Annotated in this window: 10 protein-coding genes; 3 read left to right on the top strand and 7 right to left on the bottom strand. The window is 39.8% G+C overall.

The features are described 5' to 3' along the window. Nucleotides 1–120 precede the first annotated feature (120 nt). From HSP_RS0102160 to rnd, 3 genes are all read right to left on the bottom strand, one after another. Nucleotides 121–3,045: a DNA translocase FtsK gene (locus tag HSP_RS0102160; RefSeq protein WP_050801702.1), complete on the bottom strand. Its 2,925-nt coding sequence runs from the start codon at nt 3,043–3,045 to the stop codon at nt 121–123. A 51-nt stretch (nt 3,046–3,096) separates the two neighbouring features. Next, nucleotides 3,097–3,579 (bottom strand): leucine-responsive transcriptional regulator Lrp, encoded by a 483-nt coding sequence (lrp, locus tag HSP_RS0102165; RefSeq protein ID WP_007524938.1) that lies wholly within the window; start codon nt 3,577–3,579, stop codon nt 3,097–3,099. 63 nt (nt 3,580–3,642) lie between these two features. Then, entirely contained in the window at nt 3,643–4,755 is a 1,113-nt protein-coding gene (rnd, locus tag HSP_RS0102170; protein WP_007525114.1) for a ribonuclease D, read from the bottom strand. Between the two features lie 149 nt (nt 4,756–4,904). On the opposite strand from rnd, the gene HSP_RS0102175 reads away from it, so the two are divergent. Both HSP_RS0102175 and bioD read left to right on the top strand, forming a co-directional pair. Beyond that, nucleotides 4,905–6,104: an ROK family protein gene (locus HSP_RS0102175; RefSeq protein WP_007524902.1), complete on the top strand. Its 1,200-nt coding sequence runs from the start codon at nt 4,905–4,907 to the stop codon at nt 6,102–6,104. 46 nt (nt 6,105–6,150) lie between these two features. Next, on the top strand, nt 6,151–6,870 hold the full coding sequence (gene bioD, locus HSP_RS0102180) for a dethiobiotin synthase (protein WP_007524042.1): 720 nt from the start codon (nt 6,151–6,153) through the stop codon (nt 6,868–6,870). Nucleotides 6,871–7,057: 187 nt separating this feature from the next. Here bioD and HSP_RS0102185 read toward each other — a convergent pair whose 3' ends face one another. The 4 genes from HSP_RS0102185 to pheS form a co-directional block, all read right to left on the bottom strand. Further along, on the bottom strand, nt 7,058–7,588 hold the full coding sequence (locus tag HSP_RS0102185; protein WP_007524244.1) for an NlpC/P60 family protein: 531 nt from the start codon (nt 7,586–7,588) through the stop codon (nt 7,058–7,060). A gap of 47 nt (nt 7,589–7,635) precedes the next feature. After that, entirely contained in the window at nt 7,636–7,929 is a 294-nt protein-coding gene (locus HSP_RS0102190) for an integration host factor subunit alpha (RefSeq protein ID WP_007524318.1), read from the bottom strand. 30 nt (nt 7,930–7,959) lie between these two features. Then, nucleotides 7,960–10,347 (bottom strand): phenylalanine--tRNA ligase subunit beta, encoded by a 2,388-nt coding sequence (gene pheT, locus HSP_RS0102195; RefSeq protein ID WP_007524386.1) that lies wholly within the window; start codon nt 10,345–10,347, stop codon nt 7,960–7,962. Nucleotides 10,348–10,477: 130 nt separating this feature from the next. Continuing rightward, the gene (gene pheS / locus HSP_RS0102200) at nt 10,478–11,461 is read right to left on the bottom strand and encodes a phenylalanine--tRNA ligase subunit alpha (RefSeq protein WP_007524769.1); all 984 of its coding nucleotides are present in this window, start codon (nt 11,459–11,461) and stop codon (nt 10,478–10,480) included. 197 nt (nt 11,462–11,658) lie between these two features. Between pheS and HSP_RS0102205 the strand changes: the two genes are divergently transcribed. Beyond that, complete coding sequence (locus HSP_RS0102205) at nt 11,659–12,321, top strand: NAD(P)H-dependent oxidoreductase (protein WP_029495019.1); 663 nt, start codon at nt 11,659–11,661, stop codon at nt 12,319–12,321. The last annotated feature ends 20 nt before the right edge of the window (nt 12,322–12,341 follow it).

Genomic DNA, 12,341 nt, shown 5'->3' on the forward strand with positions numbered 1-12,341 from the left:
TTATTCTATCTGAATATCTGGCTATCGCCTATCCTTAATTCGGGAAGAATAAACGAAAGCGGTCGAATTTACGCCATCTTTTGCAAAATTATGCGAAAACTCGACCGCTTGTGAGAGCAACTATCTTGCTAGCACTTCACGTTTGCCGTTCTTACCTGGCTCAGAAATCATACCTTGTGCTTCCATTTGGTCGATAATTTTTGCTGCACGGTTAAAACCTAAGCCAAAGCGGCGCTGAATACCGCTAATAGAAGTTACTCCACTTTCGATCACGAATTCTGCCACTTCATCAAAGCGTGAATCTAACAGCATACCACTTGTATCGCCATTATTGGCAACCTCTTCTTCTGCAGACTCAACAATACTATCAAGATAATTTGGTTTACCTCTCGCGCGCCAGTTATCTGCCACGCGGATAACTTCGTTGTCATCCATAAAGGCACCATGTACACGCAAGATCTCAGGGCTTCCCGAAGCGGAATAAAGCATATCTCCTCGACCAAGTAGTGATTCTGCGCCGCCAGCATCTAAAATCGTACGGGAGTCAATTTGCGTTGCAACAGTAAACGCAATTCGGCTTGGAATATTAGCCTTAATAACCCCTGTAATCACATCCGTTGAAGGGCGTTGAGTTGCAAGAATTAAGTGAATTCCCACCGCTCGCGCTTTTTGTGCGATGCGCATAATATGTTCTTCAACTTCTTTACCCGCACTCATCATCAAGTCAGCAAACTCATCTACAATTAAAACAATATAGCTAAGTTTTTCTAACGCTGGTGGCATGGCATCCATACTATCACCCGGTCTCCAAGCTGGGTTTGCAATCGGCATCCCCATTTCCGTTGCTTGATCAATTTTCGCGTTATAACCCTCAATATTACGAACCTGTAAATAGCTGATTAACTGATAACGTCTTTCCATCTCTTCCACTGCCCAACGCAAAGCATTTGCAGCTTTTTTCATATCCGTCACGACTGGCGTCAGCAAGTGTGGAATATCATTATAAACAGATAACTCAACTACTTTCGGATCAATCATAATAAAACGAACTTGCTCTGGAGTCAGTTTAAATAGCAGGCTTAAAATCATAGTATTTACGCCTACCGATTTACCACCACCTGTTTGCCCAGCCACCAATAAATGAGGCATTTTCGTCATATCAACAACAACTGGTTGACCACTAATATCTTTCCCCAATGCCATTGGCAGTTTTGCATCACTATGACGGAAAGCATCGCTATCTAATACATCACGCAACCAAACGGTTTCACGAAATGCATTCGGCGCTTCAATCCCCATATAAGGTTTACCGGGCACCACTTCGGTAATTCGGATCGCTTTAAACATTAACTCACGCGCCAAATCACTCGCAAGTGAAGTCACTTTTGCCGCTTTTACCCCTGCGGCAGGCTTAATTTCATAGCGGGTAACGACTGGCCCCACCAATACATCTTCTACCGTTGCTTTAACACCATAATTAGCTAAAGCTGTTTCAACACGGTGTGAAGTGGAAAGAATTTCTTCTTCTGTAACTCGCTGACTACTTGGCGGATGTCTATCTAATAAATCTAACGTTGGTAACGGTGTAGTCGGTTTTTCTGTTACCTTATTACGTTGTAATAAGGGATGAATTAACGTCTCGCCATATCCTTTAGGATAATCTACTGATGCTGGTTTGTTTGGTTGAACCGCTGGTTTAAGCTCTGCCGTGGTTGCAGCAGAAGGTGAGAAAACAGGCTCTTTCTCACTATTATTTTGCCAAATTTGTTCAAAGGTATCATCTAGCCCTTGAGTTTTAGCGCGTTCAGCAACCTCAGCCATTCGCTGCTTTTCAGCCTCTTCAAAAGCCCTTGCTCGTTCGGCTTCAAAATCTTTCTCTTCAGTTTCAGATTGAATTGCCACTTCTTCAAATGGTTTCATGCGCACCACAGGTCGTGAAGAGAGCGGGCTGCTTTCTTGAATAAATGCTGGTGCTTTTACTTCTTGATCAATCAATGAAATACTCATTTCATGTGAAGGTTCTGCCTCTACTTCCACTTCAAAAGTTTCTGATATAGCCGGTGTTTCTGATACGTCATCTTGTTCAGCGTAATTTGCTAATTTTACTGTTGGTAATGAAACATCAAAAGGTTCATAAACTTCATCCGCTTGCGATAAAGTTGGCGCGTCTTCCATTGTAGGCAAACTGCCTGGCGTAAAGCCTTGCACATTTACTTTCGGTAATTTAACTTCACTTTCCACTTTAAACATTGCGGGATCAGTTAAGTTCGTCATTACATGTTCGCTATGCAATGGGGAGTCTTGCTCAGCATTCGCAGTTTGCGGCTGAGTTGACGATAATCCAGTAATATTAGGACGTCTAAATACAGAAACATCGGTTAATGCTGGTGAGCTTGATAGATCAGGAATTTCATCCTCAGCTTGTTCAGTAGACACCGATGGCATTGAAGTAAAAGGAGTATCAGTTTCTGCTAGATGACTCTCATTATTTTCTGTTACTTCAGCCTTTGTTATTTTCGGCGCATCTTTTACCGTTAACCACTCATAAAATGAGGTAAGCAATGGGATCACCGTTTGCCCTGAACAGAAATAAAAGCCTAATGCAGTACACACCATTGCCAATAATAGTGCTGCAAATTGCCCCAATGACTCACCTAAATAAGTCTGCCACATCCCGCCAATAAAACCGCCTGCAAGGTAATAAGGTGAATGAGAAAGCAATACGCTCATCAATCCACTTAACCCGACCATAAAGAGTAAAAAACTCATAAAATAGAGCGTAACTTTTTTATAGGTTAATTGACTTCCTAAGCGCAACACTAATAAATAGAGCGAAACCGCAGTTAGTGAAAAAGGAACTAACCATGCCACTTTTCCAAAAAAGGCATAAAGTAGATCAATCCACCATGCACCAAAAGCGCCGGTTTTATTCAGTGTGGTATTTTCAGTTACCGTACTTGCAACTGACCATGCATTATCTAACGGGCTATAACTTGCCCAAGCAACAATTAAATAAATGCCGAAGATCCCGCTTATAATAAGCATCAGATCAATGAATTTTTGCTTTCCGTTTGATGATTTAATCACAATCCTTCCTTATTTTAACAGGAGATAGTTTGTCTGTTTGACCTCTTCCATGACGACATAAGTGCGTGTGTCATTCACCCCCGGCAAACGTAATAAAGTGGTACCCAGTAATTTACGATAAGCCGCCATATCTGCTACACGGGTTTTCAGTAAATAATCAAAATCCCCTGAAACCAAATGACATTCTTGAATTTCATCTAATTGCTGAACAGCATTGTTAAATTCTTCAAACACATCTGGACGGCCTCTGACTAAGGTAATTTCAACAATCACCAAAAGTGGTGCTTCTAGTAATTCTGGGTTTAGCAAAGCGCGATAACCCATAATAACATTTTGTTTTTCTAAACGTTTAACCCGCTCTAAACAAGGTGTAGGCGATAACCCAACACGTTTAGAAAGCTCAATATTAGAAATTTTTCCGTTACGTTGTAGTTCATTTAAAATTTTAAAGTCAATTGCATCAAGTGCTTTTGGCAGTTTTTTATTTTCCATTTTTTTGCCTTTTTAGAATAATGTTCTAATGAATTCTATCTTTTTTAACCATATAAATAAAGTCTAAGCCAACACTTCTGCAATTAACTGCCCAAAGTTAGCTCGCCAGCCTTGCATAAGTTCCGGTAAATTAGTTTGTGGGCGACCTTGACGATGCCATTTAAATAATTGATTAAGTTGTCGTTTGCTAGCAAGCAGCTCAGCTGGCAGATCAAGCGGTCGAATTTCTGCTAATTTTTGCTGCATCGCTTTTAAATTTTGTTTGTAACCAACTTCATCAAATAAACGGTTAATCTTTTCAGGATAATTCTCTTGAGGAACCGCTTGTCCTTGCTCTACTAACCAAAGCAATTTTTTGCCATGAATACGGACTTCATTCGGATGCATAAAGTTCAGTAGCTCAGAAGTATGCTTAGGCTGCGTTTTGGCGATTTCAAATAGGCTCTGCTCTTTCACCACAAAATTTAGTGCTAAATCACGTTTTTGCGCTTCTTCTAGGCGCCATTTTGCTAATACTTGTAGAACAGCTAATTGTTGAGGCGTTAACTGCCATGCTTGGCTAATATCGAGATAGGCTTTATTTGGATTAACTGTTTTCTGACGTTTCTGCAATAATTGTTCGCACTCTTCTCTTACCGCTGGCATCCAACGATTTTCTTGCATAGCTTCTTGCATTTTTTGATAAATGGGTAAGAGATACCAAACGTCTGCAGCCGCATAATCAAGTTGGACTTCGCTTAATGGGCGTGCTAGCCAATCCGTACGGGATGCTCCTTTATCTAACTCAATCTCAAGATAATGTGCCACTAACTTAGCAAATCCAATAGAGGCTCCCAGCCCTAAAAATCCTGCCATAATTTGAGTATCTATCATTGGCGTTGGCAGTTGCTGAAAGCGATGTTGAAACACCTCTAGATCTTCGCTACAAGCATGCAGTACTTTAATCACCTGTTCATCGGCTAACAAATGGCAAAATGCTGAAAAATCTTGGATTTTTTTCGGGTCAATTAAACTAACGGTTTGCCCATCAAATAACTGAATCAAGCCTAGTTGCGGGTAAAAGGTACGAATGCGAATAAACTCAGTATCTAATGCTACTACTTTTTTTTGCCGAGCAGCTTCACAAACTTCACGTAATTTTTCATTGGAATCAACCCAAAGATAAGGTATAGCCATTACTTTCTCACTAATTTTTTTATGTTTTGAAATAAATAATGTGATGCAGATCACAATCTAAGTATAAACTCATTGAATCCTTTAGCCACTCTGGAGCAAAATGCTCAAAGGACTGGAGTGATTTTTTGAGTAAGGATAAAGGGGATGTTATGATGTCTGAAAACCGCCTGCAACATCTTGGCAAAATTTATCATCTGGTTGAACAATTCGAACTCATCTCTCGAACAGATCTCGCGAAGCTTTCTGGTTTTGCGCCAGCCTCAATTACAAATCTCACTAAGTCGTTAATTGATCAGCAATTTATTCTTGAACGCACTGTTCAAAATCATACGACACGAGGGCGCCCAGCAGTTGGACTTGCTATCTCACCTTTTTATTGGCAACTTCTTTCCATTATTGTTTCTCCTAACAAGGTAGAAATTTCACTCTGTGAATTAAATGGAACCACAATTTATTCACAAAATTATACCGTTTCTGCCGAAGATTATCCTGCCCTAGATGAAAAAATTCTTAGCTTTTTGCAAAATTTTGAGCAAAAACGACCGCTTGTCGATGCACGTTTATTGGCAGTTTCCGTTAGTGTGATCGGCCGCATCAATGCCAAAAAAACAGACATTGTCCAATTAGGTAATTCAGCCTTGCAATGCGCAATTGTTAATGCGCTAAAAGGACAGTTTACTCAACCCATTCTACTCAATGAGCACTTCCAACTTTGGCTCCTTACCGAATCAAAACTCGGTAGATTGATTAGCCATCAGAATGTGCTTTTTTTACAACATGGCGACACGCTAAGACTTGGCGTGATGGTTAATGGCAGCTTGTTACATAAAAATGTAGATATGAACATCAATCACTTATTAACCCCTTCTTTTGGGCCAATGAGTGATGAAGTCGCAGCCTACATGCAAAAAACGCATCCACAAGCGCAACGATATCAAATCGCAGATCAACTCACTTTCCCTGCACTTGCATTTTTAATAGACCGCTATTTACCAAATACGCTCACGCAAGTTGAGGAAAAAATTGTATTCTTATGCCAACAGATTGAGCAAGTGAATCCAGCCGCATTGGCTATCTTAGAGCATGTCACTAGCCATTTAGCACATCTGTTAATGAACCTGCTCAGCATTTTCTCTAGTGAAAAAATTATGCTGAATTCCCCGCTACTTCCTGTTAAAGACATGCTATTTGAACAACTTACCCAAAAATTAGCTGATTATGGTATTAGGCTTTCACCATTAAATTTAGTAACCAGTTTATTAGAATGGGATAGCCCTTTTATTGCCTGTAGTGCGATTAAACAGGGAATTTATGAAGGAAATTTGATCAAGGACAGGATCTCTCTTTAAAAAATCCGCTAGACTAGCGTAGCTTTGAACAAAAAAAGGACAAATTATGCCTGCGCTATTCATCACAGGCACCGATACCGATGTTGGAAAAACCATCGTTTCCCGTGCCTTATTGCAAGTTTTACAACAACAGCAATATAAAATCGTGCCTTATAAACCCATCGCTTGTGGTGGAGATGACGAACTCCCGACCGATCCTATTTATAATGATTATGCTAGCGAAGATAACTCTGACGTGCTAATACTACTCAATAGCTGCACACAGCCTGTGTCATATCAAGAAATCAATAGTTATACCTTCAAACATTCAAGCACGCCTGTGTTTGCTGCATTGGATGCGGTTCGTCGCATTCAAGTTGAAAAATTAGATAGTGATCTCGCACGCTTAAAAGAGAATTATCAAAATGTTTTGGTTGAAGGCACTTATGGCTGGTTAACACCAATCAAAAAACAGTTTAGTTTTGCTGATTGGGTAGAAAAAAATCAAATGCCGGTTGTATTAGTAGTTGGAATAAAAGAAGGTTGCGTAAACCATGCTTTGCTTACTGCAGAAGCGATAAAAGCGCGCGGGGTACCATTGCTAGGTTGGGTTGCAAATCGTATCAATCCTGGTTTACGTCATTATACGAAATTAGTCGAATTACTTGCCAAACAAATTGATGCACCATTGCTTGGACAAATTCCTTATATCGGCCACCCAGAAAACAGAGATTTGACACAATATATCGAAAATCCAACACCGTTATTAGACTATTTCAAAGCCTAAAAAAAAAGCCCCTAATCAGGGGCTACTCGGAAAGCAAATTTATAAATAGGTTGTTAAAACAACACTTATATTTGTTAGGCTTAGAGTACGAAAGTTTCACACAATTTTCAAACTTATTTTTTGATTCCAAGGAACTTCTTTTCGATTTTGTGATCTGCTTCAAACTTTTAGCCAAACAATATAAAAATTATAACCGGCGTGCTTGCCAGAATGTTTTAGTCCAATATGGAGAATCCATATCAGAATAAATCACCCCGCCTTTAGTTGAAGCATGTAAAAACTGCCCGTTTTTAACATAGACCCCCACATGCTTACCATTGGGGCCTCTTCCTGTATTAAAGAAGACTAAATCGCCCGTTCTTAATTCGCTTTTACTAATTTTCGTTCCTTCTTTGGCCTGATCAACAGTCATTCTTGGTAAATCAATGCCAAATAGGTCACGGAAGGTAATTTGCATAAATCCGGAACAATCTACGCCACTCTTTGAATTTCCACCAATGCGATAACGAGTACCTTGCCATTCTTGCTGATGTTCACTTAAATTGGCAATCACCATAATTTGATCATCTAAATTTGAGATCACGCGATTGGTTTTGAAGATACCTGCTTTAGCTTTAATTGGCCCTTTCACGTTTTGATTGGTACTTGATGAACAAGCGGTCAAAATTACCGAAAAAGTTGCTAATGCCAATACTTTCAAGGGTGAACGATAATTCATAACATATCCTCTTAGTCATTCTTCCGTATTGCTACGGAAGAATCTACTTAATTTTTTGCTTTAAATGCACTGACCCGTTCTCGCATTTTAGGGCTAGCTTTAAAAGTGACGACACGGCGCGCAGAAATCGAAACTTCTTCACCAGTTTTAGGATTCCTCCCAGGGCGTGCTTTTTTCTCACGCAGTTGGAAATTACCAAAACCAGATAATTTCACCTCTTTACCAGAGGCTAATGCGTTACGGATTTCATTAAAAAATTGTTCGACAAAGTCTTTTGCTTGCGCTTTATCAAAGCCTTTTGCCACTAATGCTTCCGCTAATTCCACTTTTGTTAATGCCATAAAATATCCTTTTTCGGGTCAACCCATTTATTAGTCACGAAGCACTGCATTAAAGCGCTCTGCTAGCGCAGATAATACTGCTTGCATCACCGCATTAATTTCGTCTTCTTCTAACGTTTTTTCCGCATCTTGAATAGTTAAACTAATAGCTAAACTTTTCTTACCTTCAGCAAGATTTGCACCTTGATAAACATCGAATAAGTTAACCGCAATAAGTTTTTCACCACCAGCTTGACGGCACACATTTAATACATCGCCTGCAGCAACGTTGTTATCTACCACAACCGCAATATCACGGTTATTAGCAGGGAATTTAGAAATCTCTTTCGCTGCAGGGATAGGACGTTCTGAAATAGCTTGCGCTAAAATTTCAAATACAACCGGTTTACCTTTAATTCCTAATTTTTGTACGATGCTTGGATGCACAGTGCCGATAAATCCAATTTCCTGACCATCTAACATAATTGCCGCAGATTGTCCCGGATGCAATGCAGGGAAACTTTTCGCTACAAATTGTAAATCATGACGTACGGATGTTAATGACAGAATGCGCTCTAAATCCCCTTTTAAGTCAAAGAAATCAACTGCTTCTGCTTTGCTTTCCCAATAGGTTGAACGTTTATCACCTACAATCGCGGCTGCAAACACAGGCTCTTGGCGCACGCCAGATTCAGCATTAGTATCTGGAATAAAGCGTAATCCCGTTTCAAAAATACGAACACGGGGTCGTTGACGGTTTTGGTTATAAACGATAGTTTCCAATAACCCAGTTAATAATGAAACGCGCATTGCAGACATTTCACTGGAAATCGGGTTAGGTAAAACTAACGCTTCCTGTTCTGGATGTAATAACTGTTGGATTTTCGGATCTACAAAGCTATAAGTAATGACTTCTTGATAATCACTATCTACCAATGCTGTACGCACACGGCTCGCTTCCAATAATTTTTCAGGCGTTCCTTTCATTTCAAGGTGTGCTAATGGAGAATTATTTGGAATGCTGTTATAACCGTAAATACGCGCAACTTCTTCAATTAAATCTTCTTCAATTTCAATATCAAAACGCCAACTTGGTGCAACTGCTGTCCAAGTGTCATTTTCAAAACGAACATTTAAGCCTAAACGAGTAAGAATATCTGTTACAACATGATCTTCAATGTGATGACCAATTACCGCATCTAATTTAGCTCTTCTAAGCGTGACGTTATTACGTTTTGGCAAATGCGCCTCGCTCACTGCCTCAACAATTTCACCCGCTTCACCACCGCAAATTTCTAGTAATAATGCAGTTGCACGTTCCATTGCACGACGAGTTAATTCAGGATCTACACCACGTTCAAAACGATGTGAAGCATCTGTATGTAAGCCATATTGACGAGCACGGCCTGTAATCGCTAATGGCGCAAAGAATGCGGCTTCTAATACAACATCTTTGGTTTCTTGGCTAACACCACTTGCTTGGCCACCAAAGATACCTGCCATCGCTAATGCACCTTTATCATCTGCAATAACTAATGTATTTGGTTGTAATTTAGCTGTTGTACCGTCTAATAATACTAATTCTTCGTCCGCTTTTGCCATACGAACTTGGATTGCGCCATCAACTTTAGCGGCATCAAAAGCATGCATCGGTTGACCTAACTCAAGCAAGCTCAAGTTAGTAATATCTACGATTGGATCAATAGAACGAATACCACAACGACGTAATTTTTCTTGCAACCATAAAGGAGATGCTGCTTTCACGTTTACATTTTTCACTACGCGCGCTAAATAGCGCGGGCAAGCTTCTGGTGCTTCTAATTTCACCGCTACTTTATCTGTAATAGTTGCTGCTACAGTTTGAACCTCAGGCGCAACAACTTCTGCACGGTTAATCACCCCCACTTCGCGAGCAATACCGGCAATGCTTAAACAATCTGCACGGTTTGGGGTTAAACTAATTTCAATTGCAACATCATCTAAATTCAGATATTCACGAAAATCTTTACCAATAGGCGCATCTGCAGGTAATTCAATAATACCACTATGATCTTCTCTGATGCCTAGTTCAGAAAATGAACAAAGCATTCCTTCTGACGGCTGACCACGTAATTTAGTTTTCTTAATCTTAAAATCGCCCGGTAAAACTGCGCCTTCAGTCGCACAAGCTACTTTTAAACCTTGGCGACAATTTGGTGCGCCACATACGATATCTAATAAACGATCTCCGCCTACATTGACTTTTGTCACACGTAATTTGTCTGCATCTGGGTGTTGTGCACATTCCACCACTTCACCTACAACCACACCAGTAAATGCACCCGCAACAGGTTCTACGCCATCCACTTCTAGACCTAGCATAGTAATTTGGTCGCATAACTGCTCCGTGGAAATTGCAGGATTTACCCACTCACGCAGCCAAGATTCATTAAATTTCATTTTATATCCTTTCCAATTTTGTAAAATTCTTGCGGAATTTAACCGCTTGTACACTATTTTGCATCGTTATCAAATCTCCCCTAATCCCTCTTTGAAAAAGAGGACTGGGGGAGATTTTGAGCGAAGCAAATTATTTAAACTGTTTTAAGAAACGTAAGTCATTTTCGAAGAATGAACGTAAATCAGTTACGTTATAGCGCAACATAGTTAAACGTTCAACGCCCATGCCTACCGCGAAACCACTGTATTCGTCAGGATCAATACCAACATTGCGCAATACATTCGGATGCACCATGCCACAGCCTAATACTTCTAACCATTTACCGTTAGAACGCATAACATCTACCTCAGCAGAAGGCTCTGTGAATGGGAAGAATGAAGGACGGAAACGTACTTGTAAGTCTTCTTCAAAAAATGCTTTTAAGAAGTCATGAATCAAGCCTTTTAATTCAGTAAAGTTAGCTTTTTTATCTACATAAAGCAGCTCAATTTGATGGAACATTGGCGTATGCGTTTGGTCGTAGTCGTTACGATACACACGACCCGGCGCTACAATACGTAAAGGCGGTTGAACTTTCTCCATCGTACGAATTTGCACACCTGAAGTTTGGGTACGTAATAAACGCTGAGCATCAAACCAGAAAGTATCATGATCTGCACGTGCTGGGTGATGAGCCGGAATATTTAACGCATCAAAGTTATAATAATCGGTCTCAATTTCAGGCCCGTTTGCAACAGTAAATCCTAATTCAGAAAAGAATTTCACCACACGTTCAATCGTAATAGAAACTGGATGCAATCCACCTAATTCTGTTTTACGACCCGGTAAAGAAACATCAATACGCTCATTCGCTAATTTTGCATTTAACTCTGCTGATTCTAATGCTTCTTTTTTCGCATTTAATGCATTTTGCGCAATTTGTTTAGCATCATTGATTTTCTGACCTACCGCTGGGCGCTCTTCTGCGGGCACATCACGCAGCCCCTGCATTAACGCAGTAAAATGCCCTTTCTTACCAAAATATTCTACTTTTAATGCTTCTAATGCCGCCAAATCTTCCGCTGCATTTACTGCCTCAACAGCCTGTGCGACTAAACTTTCTAGGTTTTGCATTCTATCCTCTAAATTTATCGATGAAAAATTGTTGAAATAATAATACTTTGAAGGCAGAAAGTAAACGCAAAGATAGGCTAAGACGTTGATTTCTCTTCTTAAATCAAGGCTCTCACAAGCGGTCTTATTTCTTAAAATTTTTGCAAATTTTGACTTAAGGTGTATGATTCGTTCATTGATATTTCATTTGTGAGGAAATTATGTCAATTGAGAAACAACAAGTTTTAGATGCTTTTCATTTTCGTAGTGCTTGTCGATACTACGATGCGAATAAAAAAATTAGTCGTGAAGATATGGAATATATCTTAGAGTTAGGGCGACTTTCACCAAGCTCAGTGGGTTCTGAACCTTGGCAATTTTTAGTGCTACAAAATGAAGCAATTCGTGAAAAAATTGCACCTGTAACTTGGGGAATCAAGCATCCAATGAATGAAATGAGTCATTTAGTGGTGCTTTTAGCCAAGAAAAATGCGCGTTATGATAGTGCTTTTTTTCGCAATTCGCTTGAACGTCGTGGTTTAACACCAGAGCAAATTGAAGCAACTTTAAGTCGCTACAAGACTTTCCAAACCGAAGATATTCAAATCACTGATAGTGAAAGAACCTTATTTGATTGGTGCAGCAAGCAAACCTATATCGCACTAGCGAATATGATGACTGGTGCAGCAATGATTGGAATTGATTCTTGTCCAATTGAAGGTTTTCATTATGAATCCGTCAATCGTATTTTAAGCGAAGCAGGTTTATTTGATGCCAATGAATGGGGCGTTTCTTGTATGGTAACTTTCGGTTATCGTTCGAAAGAAATTAAGAAGAAATATCGCAAACCAGCTGATGAAGTGATTAAGTGGATTGAGTAAACGTAATAAGACCGCCTACA

This window comes from Haemophilus sputorum CCUG 13788 (genome assembly GCF_000238795.1).
Lineage (GTDB): Bacteria > Pseudomonadota > Gammaproteobacteria > Enterobacterales > Pasteurellaceae > Haemophilus_A > Haemophilus_A sputorum.